The 17807-nt window shown below is 69.5% G+C and carries 18 protein-coding genes; 11 read left to right on the top strand and 7 right to left on the bottom strand.

Features of this window, described 5'->3' with window-relative positions; all coding sequences use genetic code 11:
- Positions 1-97: 97 nt before the first annotated feature.
- Complete coding sequence (locus tag HQ306_RS00735) at positions 98-313, top strand: biotin/lipoyl-binding carrier protein (RefSeq protein WP_027506854.1); 216 nt, start codon at positions 98-100, stop codon at positions 311-313.
- 52 nt (positions 314-365) lie between these two features.
- On the top strand, positions 366-1880 hold the full coding sequence (locus tag HQ306_RS00730) for a sensor histidine kinase (RefSeq protein WP_222627108.1): 1515 nt from the start codon (positions 366-368) through the stop codon (positions 1878-1880).
- A 75-nt stretch (positions 1881-1955) separates the two neighbouring features.
- Here the strand turns inward: HQ306_RS00730 and HQ306_RS00725 are convergent, their stop codons facing one another.
- Both HQ306_RS00725 and HQ306_RS00720 read right to left on the bottom strand, forming a co-directional pair.
- Positions 1956-2210, bottom strand: a complete 255-nt coding sequence (locus tag HQ306_RS00725) for a WhiB family transcriptional regulator (RefSeq protein WP_027506852.1) — start codon at positions 2208-2210, stop codon at positions 1956-1958.
- Between the two features lie 259 nt (positions 2211-2469).
- Complete coding sequence (locus tag HQ306_RS00720; RefSeq protein WP_027506851.1) at positions 2470-3435, bottom strand: diacylglycerol kinase family protein; 966 nt, start codon at positions 3433-3435, stop codon at positions 2470-2472.
- An 87-nt stretch (positions 3436-3522) separates the two neighbouring features.
- On the opposite strand from HQ306_RS00720, the gene HQ306_RS00715 reads away from it, so the two are divergent.
- Positions 3523-3945, top strand: coding sequence for a hypothetical protein (locus HQ306_RS00715; protein WP_027506850.1), 423 nt, complete (start codon positions 3523-3525; stop codon positions 3943-3945).
- Positions 3946-3972: 27 nt separating this feature from the next.
- Here HQ306_RS00715 and HQ306_RS00710 read toward each other — a convergent pair whose 3' ends face one another.
- Complete coding sequence (locus HQ306_RS00710) at positions 3973-4632, bottom strand: acid phosphatase (protein WP_081821426.1); 660 nt, start codon at positions 4630-4632, stop codon at positions 3973-3975.
- 172 nt (positions 4633-4804) lie between these two features.
- Here HQ306_RS00710 and HQ306_RS00705 point away from each other — a divergent pair, with 172 nt between their 5' ends.
- Positions 4805-6376: a DHA2 family efflux MFS transporter permease subunit gene (locus tag HQ306_RS00705; protein WP_081821425.1), complete on the top strand. Its 1572-nt coding sequence runs from the start codon at positions 4805-4807 to the stop codon at positions 6374-6376.
- Positions 6377-6472: 96 nt separating this feature from the next.
- Positions 6473-7267: a ParA family protein gene (locus HQ306_RS00700; RefSeq protein WP_222627106.1), complete on the top strand. Its 795-nt coding sequence runs from the start codon at positions 6473-6475 to the stop codon at positions 7265-7267.
- 3 nt (positions 7268-7270) lie between these two features.
- On the opposite strand, the gene HQ306_RS00695 is transcribed toward HQ306_RS00700, so the two are convergent.
- On the bottom strand, positions 7271-8503 hold the full coding sequence (locus HQ306_RS00695) for a PQQ-binding-like beta-propeller repeat protein (RefSeq protein WP_222627104.1): 1233 nt from the start codon (positions 8501-8503) through the stop codon (positions 7271-7273).
- A gap of 16 nt (positions 8504-8519) precedes the next feature.
- Positions 8520-10190 (bottom strand): DEAD/DEAH box helicase, encoded by a 1671-nt coding sequence (locus HQ306_RS00690; RefSeq protein WP_037186721.1) that lies wholly within the window; start codon positions 10188-10190, stop codon positions 8520-8522.
- A gap of 320 nt (positions 10191-10510) precedes the next feature.
- On the opposite strand from HQ306_RS00690, the gene HQ306_RS00685 reads away from it, so the two are divergent.
- Together HQ306_RS00685 and HQ306_RS00680 are read left to right on the top strand one after the other, a co-directional pair.
- A complete protein-coding gene (locus HQ306_RS00685) occupies positions 10511-11242 on the top strand; it encodes a ferritin-like fold-containing protein (protein ID WP_051613614.1) in 732 nt (243 codons plus the stop codon).
- Positions 11243-11351: 109 nt separating this feature from the next.
- Positions 11352-11585 (top strand): DUF3107 domain-containing protein, encoded by a 234-nt coding sequence (locus HQ306_RS00680; RefSeq protein ID WP_027506844.1) that lies wholly within the window; start codon positions 11352-11354, stop codon positions 11583-11585.
- Between the two features lie 83 nt (positions 11586-11668).
- Here the strand turns inward: HQ306_RS00680 and HQ306_RS00675 are convergent, their stop codons facing one another.
- Positions 11669-12319 (bottom strand): TetR/AcrR family transcriptional regulator, encoded by a 651-nt coding sequence (locus HQ306_RS00675; protein ID WP_027506843.1) that lies wholly within the window; start codon positions 12317-12319, stop codon positions 11669-11671.
- A gap of 149 nt (positions 12320-12468) precedes the next feature.
- On the opposite strand from HQ306_RS00675, the gene HQ306_RS00670 reads away from it, so the two are divergent.
- The 3 genes from HQ306_RS00670 (at position 12469) to HQ306_RS00660 (ending at position 15617) form a co-directional block, all read left to right on the top strand.
- Entirely contained in the window at positions 12469-13482 is a 1014-nt protein-coding gene (locus HQ306_RS00670) for a DUF3152 domain-containing protein (RefSeq protein WP_222627102.1), read from the top strand.
- A gap of 19 nt (positions 13483-13501) precedes the next feature.
- On the top strand, positions 13502-14680 hold the full coding sequence (moeB, locus tag HQ306_RS00665; RefSeq protein WP_222627100.1) for a molybdopterin-synthase adenylyltransferase MoeB: 1179 nt from the start codon (positions 13502-13504) through the stop codon (positions 14678-14680).
- Between the two features lie 82 nt (positions 14681-14762).
- On the top strand, positions 14763-15617 hold the full coding sequence (locus HQ306_RS00660) for a TIGR02569 family protein (protein ID WP_222627098.1): 855 nt from the start codon (positions 14763-14765) through the stop codon (positions 15615-15617).
- On the opposite strand, the gene HQ306_RS00655 is transcribed toward HQ306_RS00660, so the two are convergent.
- Positions 15614-16309, bottom strand: coding sequence for a FadR/GntR family transcriptional regulator (locus HQ306_RS00655; RefSeq protein WP_037186716.1), 696 nt, complete (start codon positions 16307-16309; stop codon positions 15614-15616). The genes HQ306_RS00660 and HQ306_RS00655 overlap by 4 nt on opposite strands.
- An 87-nt stretch (positions 16310-16396) precedes the next feature.
- Between HQ306_RS00655 and HQ306_RS00650 the strand changes: the two genes are divergently transcribed.
- Entirely contained in the window at positions 16397-17713 is a 1317-nt protein-coding gene (locus HQ306_RS00650; RefSeq protein WP_222627096.1) for an MFS transporter, read from the top strand.
- The last annotated feature ends 94 nt before the right edge of the window (positions 17714-17807 follow it).

Below are 17807 nucleotides of genomic sequence, written 5' to 3'. Positions count from 1 at the left end.
TGGCTGTACGACGAGCGGCCGTGCCTCCGGCGTGGTCCGTTCACCGAACGAGTCGACACGCGCGTGCAGACGAGCGGAACGGAACAGGGGGACCGTGATGGCCGAGGACGTCCGAGCCGAGATGGTGTCGACGGTGTTCCAGATCGTCGTCGCCGAGGGTGATCACGTGAACGAGGGCGACGCCGTGGTGGTGCTCGAGTCGATGAAGATGGAGATTCCCGTGCTCGCCGAGTCCGCGGGCACCGTGACGTCCATCGGAGTCGCCGTGGGTGACGTCATCCAGCAGGGCGACCTGATCGCCGTCATCTCCTGATCCGGTCACCACTCTGATCAGCCGACGCCGCACCGGGACAGGGTGATTCGTCGTGTCCACGCTGTCCGAGATGCTCGCCGAGCACACCGACCTGCCGGGTACGGCGGTCGATCATCTGCAACGCGTCGTGGGGGAGTGGCAGATCCTCGCGGACATCTCCTTCGCGGACCTGCTGCTCTGGGTGCCCGTCGACCATCCCGGATCGCGTGCGGTGACGTCGTCGGACACGGCGACGGTGGTGTGCGTCGCGCAGTGTCGTCCGACGACGGCCCCCACGGTGATTCCGTCGGACACGGTCGGTGCGGTGGTCGGGGAGACCGAACATCCCGAGGTCGCGGAGTGCCTGCGCACGGCGTCGATCGTGCGCGGCGGAGGTCGCCTCCCCGACGATCAGGGTCCGCCCCACGACGCCGTTCCCGTGCGCGTCGACGGCCGCGTGGTCGCCGTGCTGACGCGTGACTCCGCGCCGGTCTCCGGCCGACCGCCGAGCTTGCTGGAGGCCGCGTACCGCGACTGCGCCCACCACCTCTCCGACATGATCGCGGAGGGGTCGTTCCCCTCGCCGTCCGAGAAGACTGACGTCAACTCGAGCCCACGCGTCGGCGACGGGTTCATCCGCCTCGACACCGCCGGCATGGTCACCTACGCGAGCCCCAACGCGGTGTCCGCCTACCACCGGATGGGGTTGACAGCAGACCTCCCCGGCCACGACCTCGCTGCGTCGACCCGGTCGCTCGTCACCGATCCCTTCGACGCGGAGGAGATCGCCGCCACCATCGGAGCGGCCGTCACGTCCGCCGGGGGACGACGGATGGAGGTGGACGCTCGCGGTGCCACCGTGCTGCTGCGCACGGTTCCGCTGCGCCCGGCCGGCACGTCCGTGGGCGCTCTGGTGCTGGTCCGGGACGTCACCGAGGTGAAGCGTCGCGATCGCGCGCTGCTGAGCAAGGACGCGACCATCCGCGAGATCCATCACCGGGTCAAGAACAACCTGCAGACCGTCGCTGCTCTCCTGCGTCTGCAAGCTCGCCGGACCGACAACGACGAGGCCAAGGTCGCGCTGAGCGAGTCGGTCCGCCGGGTCACCTCCATCGCCCTCGTCCACGACGTGCTGTCGACGTCGGTGGACGAGGTCGTCGACCTGGACGAGGTGGTCGACCGCCTGGTTCCCGTCATGGTCGACATCGGCTCGCTGTCCGCGGACGTCACCGTCGGTCGCGAGGGCAGCCTGGGCGTGTTCCCGGCCGAACGGGCGACCCCGCTGGTCATGGTGCTCACCGAGCTGGTCCAGAACTCGCTCGAGCACGGGTTCGATCCGGGTGCGCGAGGCCGTGTGACCATCGAGTCCCGACGGTCCTCGCGCATGCTGGAGGTCACCGTGCGCGACGACGGCCGTGGAGTCTCCGACGACTTCGACGCGTCGGCGTCCGACCGGCTGGGACTGCAGATCGTCTCGACACTCGTCACGGTGGAGTTGGGCGGCACCATCAGCGTCGCGGCCGGGCCGGACGGGGGCACCGCTGCCGAGCTCCGCGTCCCGCTCGGACGCCGAGAACCACGCGGCTGATACGGCTGCCCCGTCGGACACACAAAAGGCCCGGCACCATGCGGTGCCGGGCCTGCGTGCGTCTTGCGAGCTGTGTCAGACCGCCGAGCGTGCGCGGGTACGCGCGTTACGACGCTTCAGCGCGCGACGCTCGTCCTCGCTCATGCCGCCCCAGACGCCCGCGTCCTGACCGGACTCGAGAGCCCAGGACAGGCAGTCCGCGGTGACGGGGCACCGGTTGCACACGACCTTGGCATCAGCGATCTGTGCGAGTGCCGGGCCGCTGTTTCCCACCGGGAAGAACAGTTCCGGGTCCTCGTCGCGACAGATAGCCTTGTGGCGCCAATCCATCCTCTTACTCCTCACTGAGCGCACGACGGCGCTGTCGAATAACTGATCCTGGACTCACGTCCGGATCGTGGGCTTGTTGTCCTGCAGTTCGCGAGCGCGGCAACCAATGTTTCCGCACTGTTACTTGTGAATGCTTTCACGAACCAAGCAGAAGTCAAGAGATGACGCGGTGCGGGTGGCCAAGCTCACTGGACCCGATTTGGTTTCACACCCGACGTCTGGTACCCGGATCGGGAGATGTGAAACACAGTAGCTTGGCCTACGGGGTATCGCCAGGTAAAGGCGCCACGACGGCGAGGGCGTCCGGTGCGGACGCGAATTCGACCTCGGTGCGTTCTCCCAGGTAGTCGCCGTCGACCTGCAGGCCGGTCGGTTCCACCGAACGCACGCGAATCCATTTCACGTCGTCCTCTCGGAGAAGCGCCCGTGAATGCGGACCGGACGTTCCGGACAGCATTTGCACGACCACTCGCAACGTCGTGAACACCTTCGTGGATCGCATTGCGAATATGCCGAGTCCGCTGTCGAACGAGGTGCCGGGGTTCGTTCGGACCGGACGTGCGTCGAGGAACGTCCACGGATCGGAGTTGGTCACGAACGCGAAGTGAACGCCCGTCACGGCCTCGCCGGTGTCGGTCTCCACGGTGAGGTGCGGGTCGCGACGCTTGCGGCGGAAGAACGTGGTGACCGCGGTCCGGACGTAGCGCGAGGGCGTGACCGCCTCGCCGCCCTTGCGGCCTCGATCGATCGCGTCGCACACGTCCGCGTCCCATCCGAGGCCGGCGTTGAACAGGAACCATGTCTTGTCGCAGTGCCCCAGGCCGATACGCCTGCTCGTTCCCGACTCCAGCAGATCGATGAGCTGGTTGGTGGCCTCGACCGGGTCCCGCGCGATGCCCAGCGAGCGAGCGAACACGTTGGCGGATCCGCCCGGGACGACCGCCAGCAGCGGCACGGGTCCCACGGTGACCGACTGCATGGAGGTCGGGGCAGGAACACCGAGAAGTCCGTTCACCACCTCGTTCACCGTTCCGTCGCCGCCGTGCACGATCACCAGATCGATACCGGCCCGGCGGGCCTCGGTCGCGAGTTCGCTCGCGTGTCCACGGTGCGTGGTGTGGAGCACTCTGAGCGACACCCTGCTCGCGAGCGCATGCGCCACCAGGTCTCGGCCGGCAGCCGTGGTGGACGTGGCGTTCGGGTTGACGATGAGGATGGCTCGCACGATCACTCAGAGTAGACGCGAGCGGCGGCGGCTCACGACCACCGGCGCGTGACCGTCGGCCACCTCGCGCGTGTGCTCTAGGGTGGCCTGGTGCGTCCGAAGCTGCCCGATTCCGGTGTTCCGGCACCGGTGCGCGCCGCGGGCCTGTTGGTGTCCGTGCAGGGCGCCACGGCGGTCGTGGTGGCACTCGTCCTGGTGATCCGCGGCGCCGCCGGCGCCGACGAGAGCGTCATCAACGGTTTCGGCACCGCGATCTGGTTCGCCGCACTCGGGGGCGCCGTGCTCACCGGTGGCATCGCCCTGATCCTCGGGCACCGCTGGGGCCGCGCCATCGCGATCGTCGCGCAGCTGTTGTTGCTCCCGGTGGTCTGGTCGCTCCTCACCGATTCCGGGCGGCCCGTGCTGGGCTCGTTGCTCGGCATCGTCGTCATCGGCGTCCTGGTCTGTCTGTTCAGCGGCCCCGCCACGAGGTGGCTCGCCGACGACTACGTCGAGACCGACGACGCCTGAGCGGCTCTCCGACCGACGCCGGGCAGCTCAGGAACCGAGGCGAGGATCCACGTTGTGGGTGTGGATCTGCCGGTACTCGTGCTCGTACCCCAGCACGGTGAAGCCGGCGGGCGCCAGCGCGAAGCGCTTTCCCTCTGTCACCGGTTGCTCGACCCACCGCGCGATGACCGACCTGGAGAAGTGGCCGTGCCCGACGAGCACGACGTCGCGCTCGGCGAGGGTGGGAACGACGACGGACAGGACGAGATCGGCCCGTGCGGACACGGCGTCGATGGTCTCGCCGGACGGTGACGGATGCGTCCACACGGTCCAGTGCGGCGCGGTCTCCCGGATCTGCGGAGTGGTCAGACCCTCGTAGTCGCCGTAGTCCCACTCGACCAGCGCGTCCCACACCCGATCGACGGTCAGTCCGGCCAGCTCCGCCGTCCGCAGCGCCCGCGATCGGGGGCTGCTGACCACCAGGGGACGTTCGAGCCCGAGCGCCGCGATGCGGTCCCCGGCGGCGCGGGCCTGATCCTCCCCGTCGGCGGTGAGAGCGATGTCCGTCCGTCCGGTGTGTCGACCGCTCGCCGCCCACTCCGTCTGACCGTGACGGATCAACACCAGTCTGGCGTCGGAGCGCCGCGGCGACGTCCCGGACCCTCCGGACGATGCGGGTGCCGGGTCACGGGGGTCGGGGTCTGCCATGGATCGATCATGCTCCCGGGTCGCGCCGCGTCGATGACGGAGGTCGTCCCGGTGACGGAGGTCTCGTGAAATCCGCTGGTGATCGCCGCCGGTGGGGTGTTTACTTCCTTGGTCCGATCACGCGACACCCGGCCTCGATGCCGGCGGATACAGATCAGCCAGGAGACTCCGCATGACCGATCAGAGCACCGAGAAGGGCGCGCAGGGGTCCCCGAACACCCCCGGGCAGGGTGGTGTCGACACCGGTCAGGGGCTGGACGCGGCCGTCCTCAAGATCGCCGCCGTCATCGTCATCGGCGCCATCATGTCGATCCTCGACGTGACCGTCGTGAGCGTGGCGCTGCCGACCTTCGCCTTCGAGTTCCAGACGTCCTACGCCAACGTCGCCTGGACCATGACCGGCTACACCCTCGCTCTCGCGACCGTCATCCCGCTGACCGGCTGGGCCGCGGACCGGTTCGGTACCAAACGCCTCTACATCCTGGCGCTGATCCTGTTCGTCGCCGGATCCATGCTGTGCAGCGTCGCGTGGGACATCACGTCGCTGATCGTGTTCCGCGTCCTGCAGGGCTTCGGCGGCGGCATGCTCATGCCGCTCGGCATGACGATCCTGACCCGCGCCGCCGGTCCTGAGCGCATCGGTCGTGTCATGGCCGTCCTGGGTGTACCGATGCTGCTCGGTCCGATCGCGGGCCCGATCCTCGGCGGGTGGCTCATCGACGCGGCGAGCTGGCACTGGATCTTCCTGATCAACGTGCCCATCGGCGCCGTGGCGCTGGTGGCCGCGTGGGTCATCCTCCCGAAGGACGCACCCGAGCCCTCGCAGTCCTTCGACTTCGTCGGCATGCTGCTGCTGTCGCCGGGCCTCGCGCTCTTCCTGTTCGGCGTCTCCTCGATCCCCGAGACCGGAACGGTGATGTCGGCTCGCGTACTGGTCTCCGCCGTCGTGGGGCTCGTCCTGGTCGCGGCGTTCGTGCGCCACGCCCTGCGGACCGAGCACCCGCTGATCGACCTGCGGCTGTTCGCCAACCGTCACCTGTCCGTCGCGGTGATCGCGATGAGCCTGTTCGCCATCGCGTTCTTCGGCGCGGGCCTGATCTTCCCGAGCTACTTCCTGCAGGTCCGCGGGGAGACCACGCTCATGGCCGGCCTGCTGCTCGCCCCGCAGGGACTCGGGGCGATGGTGTCGATGCCCATCGCCGGACAGCTCGCCGACAAGATCGGGCCGGGCAAGATCGTGATCACCGGCATGGTGTTCGTGACGCTGGGCATGGCCGTCTTCACGCAGGTGGGATCCTCGACCTCGTACGTCGTCCTGCTCGGCGCCCTGTTCGTCATGGGGTTGGGACTCGGCGCGACGATGATGCCGATCATGACCGCCGCGCTCCAGACGTTGGACGACGCGTCCGTCGCCCGCGGTTCGTCGCTGATGAACATCATCCAGCAGTCGGCCGGGTCGATCGGTACGGCCGTGATCTCGGTGGTGCTCACCAACCAGCTGCTCGACCGGGCGGCTGCGGGACCCGCCATCGCGGCACAGCGTGACCCGGCGATCGCCGAGCAGATCGGGCCGAATGCCGTGCAGGCCGGACTGGCGCAGGCAGCCGACGCGTTCGGCGGCACCTTCCTGGTGGCCACGATCATCGTCGCGTTCACCTTCGTGCCCGCACTCCTGTTGCCGCGCAAGAAGTTCCAGCGTGCAGACCAGGGTGACGCCGTCGCGCGCGGTGCGATGCTGCACTGAGCTCGGCCTCCGTTCCACCCCGTTCGGCCCGGTGCGGCATCACGCCACGCCGGGCCGAACGTCGCTCGACACACCGAGTGATGCCAAGATCGTGCTGTGACGACGATCCTGGCAGTGGCCAACCAGAAGGGTGGCGTCGCCAAGACGACCACCGTGGCATCGCTGGGAGCGGCGCTCGTCGCTCTGGGCCGACGAGTACTCGTGGTGGACCTCGACCCGCAGGGAAGTCTGACCTTCTCGCTGGGGCACAACCCCGACAAGCTGGAGACCTCGATCCACGAGGTCCTCACCGCCGGGGTTCCCGTGGGCGACGCCGTGCTCGGCACGGACGAGGGTGTGGACCTGCTCCCGGCGACCATCGACCTGGCCGGCGCCGAGGCGCTGTTGCTCATGCGTCCAGGCCGCGAGTACACCCTCAAACGCGCCCTCGCGCCCCTCCTCGAGAACTACGACGTCATCGTGCTGGACTGCCCGCCCTCACTGGGCGTGCTCACCCTGAACGGGCTGACGGCCGCGACGAGCGTGCTGATCCCGCTGCAGTGCGAGACGCTCGCTCACCGCGGTGTGGGTCAGCTGTTGCGCACCGTCAGTGAGGTCCAGCAGATCACCAACCCCGATCTGACACTCCTGGGCGCTCTCGCGACCCTGTACGACGCCCGCACCACGCACAGCCGTGACGTCCTCGCGGACGTGTCCGGTCGGTACGACATCCCGGTGCTCGCGCCGCCGATCCCGCGCACCGTGCGGTTCGCGGAAGCGTCGGCGTCCGGCACCTCGGTGATCGCGGGACGTAAGAACAAGGGCGCTCAGGCGTACCGCGACCTCGCCGACAACCTGGCCGCGCACTGGACCGAGGGCGCACCCCTGGCCACGTACGACGCCGACGCCTGAGGCTCAGCCCAGGGCGACGGTCTCGGCACCGCGGCGCTCGAACACGCTGGTGCCGAGGACGGACAGTGCGACCGGTCCGGTGTACTCGCCGCGGTCCACCGCGATCGTGCGGGAGGCGACGCCGTTCTCCGGATCCACCACCGCGATACCGCCGGAAACCGGGACGAGGAGCTGACCGGCCATCACAGCACCCGCGCCGAGAGTTCCGGCGAGAACCCAGCGCTGTGACAGATCGGACTGCGTGAAGCCGACGGTGTCGGCGCCCGTCCACCAGGAGACGACGGAACCGGTACGCACGATGTCGGATGCGAGGGCGTCGGCGGACGGTGTGGTGACGTCGGCAGTCACGGCCTGCGCGGAGACGAAGTTGGCGGACCCGTCGAAGAGTGCCACCCGGGCGACCTCGCTCCCGGCCGGGGGGAGGTAGACCGCGAGGCGATCCCCGACCACCGCGAGGACGCGTGCTGCCGCTGCGTCCGCGGGGACGTCGGCCAGGATGGTCGAGCCGTACACGTCGGGCACCGTGTTGTCCTTCGGTGCGGGGTTCATCGACGTCAGGCGCAGGCCTTCCTCACCGGGACACCGTTCCAGCACGGCGAGGCGGGTGCTCGCGGACGCGCTCGACACGAGGTCGCATCCGGTGCGGGGTTGGCTGCGCGGGTTGACCGGGGCGTCGACACGCCCGTACTCGAGTGTGCGCACGAGGTCGGAGCGCCAGAGTTCGAGGCGCGTGGCGCCGAGTTCGGTCACGTACGTGCCGTCGAACGACAACCGGACCGGGTCGTCGGCGTCGTTGGTGCGCTGGTCCTCGCGCGCTCCGGTGGACCCGTCGAGCTCGGTGACCTGGCCGCATCCCCGGCCGTCCCGGAACACCGCCACCGCCGCGTCCCACGCCCCCACGACCGAGCAGAGGGCCCGGTCACGCGTGTAGGACCAGGACGGCGAGCCGGTGGCGGGATCGAGTCCGGTCACCGCGTCGCCGGTGGAGACGACGACGGCTCCGCCGACGGTGGTCGGTGCCCCGGTTCCGGTGTCGTCGGCGCGCCAGATCTCCGAGAACGACTCGGGTACCGACAATGCCGACGCCGGGGCGGTGAGAGGCACGTCGGCGACCACGGACGTGGTGCCGCGAGCGTCGCTGCGGAACCAGATCACCGAGGCGCCCACCAGGACGACCACGACGATCACCACAGCGGCGATCACGTCGACGCGGGTGCGCCGTTCGGGAGCGAGCACGTCAGGTACGTGACGGTCAGTCGGACGTACCGGCGGACGACGAGGCCTCCGCCGACGCGCCGTTCTCACCGGCGTGCGCCGCGGACCCGGCGGACGACCGGCGTCGACGGCGACGACGGGGCTTGTCCGACGTGGATCCGTCACCGGACGCCTCGGCGGGACCTGTCGTGGCCGAACTGTCCGCGGTGGCGGCAGCGTCGGCGTGGCCCCCGCCGCGGGTGCGGCGACGTGACCGGCTCCGGCGCGACGTGGTGGTGGCCTCGCCGTCCGACGCCTGGTCCGAGTTCTCGCTCCGGCTCGAGCGGGTGTCCGTCTTCTCGGCGGCGGGAGTCTCGGCGCGCCGCTTCGCGATGCTGCCCGTGGTGCCGTGCGGGATGTTCAGCTCCGCGTACAGGTGCTCGGAGCTGGAGTACGTCTCCACCGGGTCGGGGATGTCGAGGCCGAGGGCCTTGTCGATCAGCTGCCAGCGGGGGATGTCGTCCCAGTCGACCAGCGTGACGGCGATACCGGTGCGGCCCGCACGACCCGTACGTCCGATGCGGTGGACGTACGTCTTCTCGTCCTCGGGGCACTGATAGTTGATGACGTGGGTGACGTCGTCGATGTCGATACCGCGCGCCGCGACGTCGGTGGCGACGAGCACGTCGATCTTGCCGGAGCGGAACGCCGCGAGCGACTTCTCGCGGGCGACCTGCCCGAGATCACCGTGGACGGCGCCGACGGAGAATCCGCGCTCGGCCAGATCGTCGGCGACCTTCTGGGCAGTGCGTTTGGTGCGCGTGAAGATCATCGTGGCGCCGCGGCCCTCGGCCTGCAGCACCCGCGCGACCATCTCCGCCTTGTCCAGTGCGTGTGCCCGGTAGACGTGCTGGGCAGTGCGCTCGTGGATCGCGGAGGACTCGGCCTCCTCGGCGCGGATGTGCGTCGGCCGAGTGAGGAACGTGCGGGCGAGCGTGATGATCGGCCCGGGCATGGTCGCCGAGAACAGCATGGTCTGACGCTTCTCCGGCACCATGCTCATGAGGCGCTCGATGTCGGGGAGGAAGCCCAGGTCCAGCATCTCGTCGGCCTCGTCGAGCACCAGGACGCCGACCTTGCCCAGGACGAGGTGGCCCTGTTTGGCCAGGTCGAGAAGTCGTCCGGGGGTGCCGACGACGACGTCGACGCCGGTCCGCAGGGTCTCGATCTGAGCCTCGTAGGGCCGTCCGCCGTAGATCGACATGACCTTCACGCGACCGTTGGCCGAGTGCAGGTGCTTCGACGCGTTCTCCAGGTCGGAGGTGACCTGGACGCACAGCTCGCGCGTGGGAACGATGATCAGCGCACGCGGGGTGCCGTCCAGGACCGTGGTGCCCGAGCCGTCGGCCGGACCGGTGGCGAGACGGTGCAGCAGCGGGACGCCGAAGCCGAATGTCTTGCCCATGCCGGTGCGGGCCTGGCCGATGAGGTCGTCGCCCGCGAGTGCCAGGGGAAGCGTGAGTTCCTGGATCGCGAACGTGCGCTCGATGCCGATGTCGGTCAACCCACGGACGATCTCGGGGTGAACGCCCAGCTCGGCGAAGGTCGGGGGAGTGTGGGTGGTGTCCAGGGTGGCCGAGACGGTGGTCTCCGCCACGTCGTCGGTCTCGTGGTCCACAGTGATCTTGCTCAGTGTTTCGGCCTTTCTCGTCTCTCGCCTCGCACGCACGACGAGGGCCAGGCCGCTCCGCGGCCGGTGTCGAAACCCTCGATTCGTCGACAGGCGCGATCGGGGTCGGCCGCAGATGCGGCGACACGATCGGCGGCAGACACGAATCAGGTGCGCGCACAATGTCGTGAGCACGGCTCCCGGTGCTCGCCGCGATCGCCTCCGACAGAGGTGACCACGGTGCGTCGGGCCGGCGTGCGGACCGTCTCGGTCCCTGCTGCCGGCACCGGTGGAGCGTGCTCGCGACCTATTCTACCTGGTCGGCACCCGACGCCGCGGTTCCGCTCGCGCGAGCCGTGTCGACGGTAGTCTCGGCAGCCATGCGAACAGATTCGGATCCACAGCACGGCGGGTCCACTCCGAACGTCCCGTCCGGGTCCGACGAGGGCCTTGCGACCGGGGGAACCGTGCCGGGTGATCATCCCGGAATCATCAGTCTCCTGGGCGTTCTCGCGTACGGCGAGATCTCGGCGTTCTACCGGTTGGTCGACGACGCTCGAATGGCCCCGACGCTCGGCGACCGCATCGCCATGGCGAGCATGGCGGCCGCCGAGATGAACCACTTCGAGGTGCTCGAGGCGGCCCTCGCGGAGCGCGGGCGGGACGTCCTGTCGGTCACCGAGCCTTTCGCCGCCGCTCTCGACGCTTACCATGCCTCGACGCTGCCCTCGACGTGGATGGAGGTGCTCGTCAAGACCTACGTCGCAGACGGCCTCGCCGCCGATTTCTACCGCGAGATCGCGCACAGCCTCCCGGACGACATCGCCGCCACCGTGCGCGAGGTGCTCGCCGAGACGGGCCACTCGGAGTTCGTCGTCACCGAGGTGGTGGCGCGTGTCGCGGCGAGTGCCGCGGACAAGGACCGGTTGATGCTCTGGGGACGCCGCCTGCTCGGGGAGGCCATCACCCAGGCGCAGTTCGTCCTGGCGCAGCGCGAGGAGCTGACCGAACTGGTCATGACGGCGTCGGGCGATTTCAACGGCATCGTGGCGCTGTTCGACCGCATGCAGGTCCGGCATTCCGAGCGCATGGCGATTCTCGGCCTCGTCTGACTCGTGTCGGTGTTCGCTGTGGGCGTGTGCGTCACGCACTCACCGGCGGCCGGTGCTGCTCTAACCTGAAGTGGACAGCAGGTTCGCGACAACGTTTCGGAGGTCGGCCGTGGAGGTCAAGATCGGAATTTCGGACAGCCCACGGGAATTGGTCATCAACAGCGCGCAGACGCCCGACGAGGTGGAGACCCTGGTCTCGAAGGCCTTCGGCGGCGAGGGTGTGCTGTCGTTGGTGGACGAGAAGGGCCGCAAGTTCCTGGTGCCCGCGGGCAAGCTCGCGTACGTGGAGATCGGTCCGTCCGACAGTCGTCGGGTCGGTTTCGCGTCGTCCGGCACCGCCTGACCGACGCGCCCACCGCGCACGAGGAACGGCCCCGCACCTGCTGGTGCGGGGCCGTCGTGGTTCGTGAGACCGGGGTGCGTCGCCTACTGGGACTGCAGGGGGACGTGCGAGAGTCCACCCCAGGCGAGGGTGACGGTGGTGTCCACCGCTTCCTCCTTGGTGATGGGGCGATCCGCCTCGAGCCAGTAGCGGGCGGTGAACTGGCTCGCGCCCACGAGGCCGACGGCGAGGATGCGGGCGCGGTGCGGGTCGAGTCCGGAGTCGTGGCTGACGAGGTCGAACACGGCGTCGACGCAGGCCTCGGTGGCCTGATCGACGCGGCTCTGCACCTGAGGATCGCCCATGAGGTCCGACTCGAACACCAGGCGGAATCCCTGGCTGTCGTTGTCGACGAAGTCGTAGAACGCGAGCACGGCGGCCCGGACGCGCTTGTGGTTGTCCGTCGTCGACCGCAGCGCCTGGCGCAGACCCGAGATGAGGCTGTCGACGTAGTTCTGCAGCACCGCGACGTAGAGGTCGAGCTTGCCGGGGAAGTGCTGGTACAGAACAGGTTTGCTGACGCCCGCGCATTCCGCGATCTCGTCCATCCCCGCGGCGTGGTACCCGCGGGCGACGAAGATCTCCCCGGCAGCGGCGAGGAGTTGGGCGCGGCGTGCATCACGGGGCAGTCGAGCACTGCGCCGGCCACTCCCGGTCCCGCCCACGGAGGAGCTTCGGTCGGCGACGTCTGTCATGTGTTTCGTGTGTCCCATCCGCCGCGACACCGGTGGACGAGGATCACTCAGACATCGGAACTACGCGGCATGAAAGTTCTTCCGGATCGTGACGACGATACCCCGGCGCGCCGACCGAAGGCCGCAGACGCGTGTGAGAACCTGGATCGGTGAGTGACCGACGGCAACCGCAGAGAGAGCCTGCGACGCGTGACGACCGTGCGCGACGCTCGCATCAGCCTCTGCGCGCCCAGTGGGATCCCACCGCGGTCGATCCCGGACGCACACGCGCCGCACGGCCGGAGCGCAGCGCCCGGAAGCAGAGCCGGCTGGGGCGGTTCACGTCGACCTACGGTTGGCGCGCCTACGCGATCCCGATCCTCGCGGTCGTGACGGTACTCGTGGTCGTCGACGCGATACGCGATCCCGGAACCGCGTCCACGACGGACTCGGCACCCGGATTCCCCGCGCTGAGCAACACGACCGACGACACCGGCATCATCGGTGTCCCGCCGCAGGCCGACGGGAACTTCGCCGCGACGGTGTCCAGCGGTCAGCTGCCCGACGGCGGTCAGTTCGCGGTGCAGGGCGCAGGCACGTGGCGCGTGGTGCCGGGAGTCACCGACCAGGTGGGCCAGGGCACCGAACGCACGTTCACCTACACCGTCGAGATCGAGGACGGCGTGGACACGACGGGCTTCGGAGGCGACGAGTCGTTCGGTCGCCTCGTCGACCAGACTCTCGCCAATCCCAAGAGCTGGACGAATGATCAGCGTTTCGCCTTCCGCCGCGTCGACACCGGTGATCCGGACTTCCGGGTCTCGCTGACGTCGCAGATGACCATCCGCGACGCGTGTGGGTACGACATCCAGCTCGAGGTGTCCTGCTACAACCCCGGTATCGGCAGGGTGGTGCTCAACGAGCCGCGCTGGGTGCGCGGCGCCGTGGCGTTCCAGGGCGACATCGGGTCGTATCGGCAGTACCAGATCAACCACGAGGTAGGCCACGCGATCGGGTACCAGGCGCACCAGCCCTGCGAGACCGACGGTGGCCTGGCCCCGATCATGATGCAGCAGACCTTCGGCACGGCGAACGACGACATCGCGGTACTCGATCCTGCGGGCGTGGTGCCGATGGACGGCAAGACCTGTCGCTTCAACCCCTGGCCGTACCCCAGGGCCTGACCGGGGAGGTACGAGGAGCATGACGATCGTCGACCCGGTGGTGGAACCGGGCCCGGAGCTGAGCCGCGACCAGGTCGGTCGGTACAGCAGACACCTGCTGCTACCCGACGTCGGAGTGCTGGGCCAGCGGCGTCTGCGCAACGCGAGAATCCTGGTGATCGGTGCCGGCGGCTTGGGTTCGCCCGTGCTGCTGTATCTCGCCTCGGCGGGCGTGGGCACCCTCGGCATCGTCGAGTTCGACGACGTGGACGCCTCCAACCTGCAGCGACAGATCATCCACGGCGAGGCCGACATCGGTCGGCCGAAGTCGGTCAGCGCCCGCGAGTCGATCCGGGCTGTGGACTCCACCATCGAGGTCCGGCTGCACCAGGTCCGGCTCGAGCCCCGCAACGCGGTGAACCTCTTCCGCCAGTACGACCTGGTGGTGGACGGCACCGACAACTTCGCGACGCGGTACCTCGTCAACGACGCGGCCGCCGTCGCCGGCATTCCCTACGTGTGGGGATCCATCTATCGCTTCGACGGGCAGGTGTCCGTGTTCTGGGACGCCGCACCCGGCGGTCTCGGCGTCGACTACCGGGACCTCTACCCGGATCCGCCCGCGCCGGGCACTGTGCCGTCGTGTTCGGAGGCCGGCGTGCTGGGCGTGCTCTGCGGGGTCGTGGGCTCGATCATGGCGACCGAGGCCGTCAAGCTGGTGACGGGCATGGGCGACACGCTGCTCGGGCGTCTGCTGGTCTACGACGCGCGCACCATGACCTTCCGCACGGTCACCCTGCGCCGGGACCCCGGTCGCGTGCGGGTGTCCGAGGTGGAGGAGGACTACGAGGTGTCCTGCGGTGTGGCCTCGCCCCTGCCGTCGGTGGACTCGGTGGACGGCGACCTCGATCCGGCGGCCGTGCGCGCGCTGCTGGACGGCGGTGCCCCGGTGGCACTGATCGACGTGCGGGATCCGGTCGAGTGGGACATCGTGCACCTCGACGGCGCAACGCTGATGCCTCTGCCGACGGTGGTGGCCGGTGACGCGGTCGCGTCGCTGCCGACGGACCGGCCGGTGGTGCTCTACTGCAAGACGGGTGTCCGCTCGGCCGAGGCACTCGCGGTCCTGCGGTCCGCCGGCATGGCCGACGTCCACCACCTGCGCGGCGGACTCGAGGCGTGGGCGCGCGACGTCGACCCCACCGTCCCGACGTACTGACACCGGGTTCGGTCACGCGTGCCGGGACACGCGCTCACCGGGGTCTGCGGACTCGCACCGCGGCGGCGGTACGGTGGCCGTCATGACATCGGCGGAACCTCCCCAGCACGTCATCGGCACGTTCGGGCTCCGAGACGTCGCGCCGGTGGCTCTGGGAGCGGACTGGGACGGCGGTTGGCGTCTCGGTGACGTCGTCCTGTCCCCGGTGGCCGATCACGCCCGCGGTGCCTGGTCGGCGAAGGTGCGCGAAACCCTTGCGGTGGAGGGGGTTCGGCTCGCACGGCCGGTGCGGTCGACCGACGGCCGCTACGTCGTGTCCGGATGGCGCGCGGACACGTACATCGAGGGGGTTCCCGAACCCCGCCACGACGAGGTCGTCTCGCTGGCGACCCGGCTGCACGTCGCGACGTCGCAGCTCGAGAAGCCGCGGTTCCTGACCCAGGCGCCGGTCGCGCCGTGGAGTGACGTGGACGTGTTCGTCGCCGCTGATCGTGCTGCGTGGGAACAGGTTCCGTTCCGCTCCGCGCGTGCCGGGGGAGCGGTGGAGCCGACGTCGCCGGACGGTGTGCGCAGTGTCGAGGTGATCGGTCAGCTGGCCACCCTGCGTCGGCCGGTGCGCGAGCCCGACCAGTTGGTGCACGGAGATCTGTTCGGCACGGTGCTGTTCGACGGCGTGCAGGCTCCCGGCATCACCGACATCACCCCGTACTGGCGCCCCGCGTCGTGGGCCGCGGCGGTGGTGGTCGTCGACGCGCTCTCCTGGGGCGGCGCGGACGACGGGCTCATCGGCCGCTGGGAGGATCTCCCCGAGTGGCCGCAGATGTTGTTGCGGGCGGTGATGTTCCGCCTCGCGGTGCACGCTCTGCATCCGCGCTCGACCGCCGAGGCGTTTCCCGGTCTGGCCCGTACCGCCGATCTGGTGCGCCTGATCCTCTAGTCGGTCGGCAGTGCGCCGGTGTCCCGATCATCGGCACCGTCCGCGGCGAGCTCGGTGAAGAAGCAGCGTGCGGCGGTGGCCGCCGCGTCGGCGTCCCCGGACACGACCGCTCGGACCAGGGCCGCGTGCTCCTCGTGGAACGCACGGTCGGAATCGGCGTCGTGGTCGAGGATGGTCTCCTCGATACTGGGGAGCAGGAAGTCGTAGACCTCCAGGTAGATGCTGTTGTGGCTGGCCGCGACGATGGCACGGTGCAGGGACACGTCGAGATGCAGGGCCCGGGTGCGGTCGACGTCCCACAGTGCGGTCCGATGCGCCAGGGTGTCCTCGAGCATCCGGACGTCCTCGTCGGTCCGCCGCTCGGCGGCCAGTGTGGCCGCGGTGATGTCGAGCGCCCGCCGCAGCTCCAGGACGTCGCGTCGCCGCGCGGACGAGAAGTACTTGCCGAGGGCCGACGGCATCTCCGACGACGCGAGCACGTAGGTGCCCGATCCCTGGCGCCGCTCGAGCATCCCCGCGTGCACCAGCGCCTGGACGGCCTCGCGAACGGTGTTGCGTCCCGTGCCGGTCAGCTCGGTCAACTCCGGTTCTGTGGGTATCCGCGTACCGACGGCCCACGTCCCGGACTCGATCTCGCCTCGTAACTGGTCGGTGACCTGCCCGATGAGGCTCTGCCGGCGTACGGGTTGCACGTCAGTGTCTTTCTCTCGTGTGGTGTCGGTCTCGGCCAGTCTAGTAGTCCTTTGCCAGACAGGTCGGATCATCCTATGATTCGTCCCATGACTGCGACCGCCACCACTGCCGAGCCCGGGTCACGCTCGACACTGCAGGGACGGCTGTTGGTGTTCGCGGCACTCATCCTGTCCGCGTTCACACTTCGGGCAGCGGTCACCTCGGTGTCGCCGCTGTTCCCCCGGATCGGCGACGACCTCGGGTTCGGCGCCGGCGCCATCGGGCTCCTCGGGATGCTCCCGACCGCGATGTTCGCGCTGTTCGGCGTGCTCACCCCGGTCATCGCGACTCGTCTCGGACTCGAACGGACGGCACTCGCCGCGGCGGCTCTGACCGGTGTCGGCATCTTCGCGCGGGCGTTCGCCCCCGGGCTCGGGTCGCTGGCGCTGCTCTCGGCGGTCGCCCTGGCCGGTATGGGCATCGGCAACGTGGTCATCCCGCCGCTGGTCAAGCGCTACTTCTCCGACCGGCTCGCCATGATGAGCACCGTCTACATCTGCCTCCTGCAGCTGGGCACGATCGTCCCGTCGCTCACGGCGGTCCCCGTCGCCGACGCGGTCGGGTGGCGCTGGTCGCTCGCGATGTGGGGTGTGGCCGCCGTCGCCGCCGTGGTGCCGTGGACGGCCATCGTGCTGACGCGACGCACTCGCCCCGCCGCCCCCGCGGTGCGCGGTGCGGAGTCTCCGGCGCAGGACGCCGCCGTGGAGGCCGAGCTCGACGGGCCGCTCACCGAGCCGTCGGCCCAGCCGGTGGCGCCGCCCGTCCCGGTCTGGCGCACCTCGCTCGGCTGGGGGATGGCCGGCATGTTCGCGATGACGTCCATGGTCACGTACTCGATGCTGACGTGGCTGCCCTCCCTCCTGGTCGAGGCCGGCATCAGCGAGGGTGCCGCCGGTGCCTCGCTCGGGGTGTTCGCCGCGGTCGGTCTCGCGGGTTCCCTGCTCGCGCCGTCCTTCACCAGTCGGATGGTCGACCCCTATCCCATCGTCATCGGCTGCGCGGTCTGCTATCTCGCAGGCTTCGCCGGCCTGCTGTGGGCGCCCGCGACGGGCACGGTGCTGTGGCTGGTGTTGGTCGGTGCAGGTCCGACGACGTTCCCGATGTCGCTCACGCTCATCAATCTGCGCACGCGCACGGCCGTCGGCTCGGCATCCCTGTCCGGCTTCACGCAGGGAGTCGGGTACACGATCGCCTGCGCCGGCCCCATTCTCTTCGGTGTGCTGCACGAGAACACCGGGGGCTGGGAGTGGTCGTTCGCGTTCCTCACGTGCGGCATCGCCGTGCTGCTGGTCGCCGCCAAGGCCGCCTGCCGTCCGCGCGTCCTCGAGGACGGGCCCGTCCGCCAGGCTCAGTCGCGACCCTGACCCTCACGAAGCAGACCCTCACCAACCCGGAAACACGGACGTGAGGTCAAGTTCACGCACGGGTCACAGCGTGCAGCGCCCCCGCAACATGGTT

It is taken from the genome of Rhodococcus sp. BP-160, from assembly GCF_019836205.1.
Taxonomy (GTDB): domain Bacteria; phylum Actinomycetota; class Actinomycetes; order Mycobacteriales; family Mycobacteriaceae; genus Rhodococcoides.
This window is presented reverse-complemented; position numbering and strand designations above follow the sequence as displayed.

Coding starts and splice junctions, on each gene's coding strand:
- HQ306_RS00705 (WP_081821425.1), top strand. CDS start 4,805: ATGACCGATCAGAGCACCGAGAAGGGCGCGCAGGGGTCCCCGAACACC.
- HQ306_RS00660 (WP_222627098.1), top strand. CDS start 14,763: ATGACATCGGCGGAACCTCCCCAGCACGTCATCGGCACGTTCGGGCTC.
- HQ306_RS00675 (WP_027506843.1), bottom strand. CDS start 12,319: ATGACAGACGTCGCCGACCGAAGCTCCTCCGTGGGCGGGACCGGGAGT.
- HQ306_RS00650 (WP_222627096.1), top strand. CDS start 16,397: ATGACTGCGACCGCCACCACTGCCGAGCCCGGGTCACGCTCGACACTG.
- HQ306_RS00735 (WP_027506854.1), top strand. CDS start 98: ATGGCCGAGGACGTCCGAGCCGAGATGGTGTCGACGGTGTTCCAGATC.
- HQ306_RS00685 (WP_051613614.1), top strand. CDS start 10,511: ATGCGAACAGATTCGGATCCACAGCACGGCGGGTCCACTCCGAACGTC.
- HQ306_RS00725 (WP_027506852.1), bottom strand. CDS start 2,210: ATGGATTGGCGCCACAAGGCTATCTGTCGCGACGAGGACCCGGAACTG.
- HQ306_RS00710 (WP_081821426.1), bottom strand. CDS start 4,632: ATGGCAGACCCCGACCCCCGTGACCCGGCACCCGCATCGTCCGGAGGG.
- moeB (WP_222627100.1), top strand. CDS start 13,502: ATGACGATCGTCGACCCGGTGGTGGAACCGGGCCCGGAGCTGAGCCGC.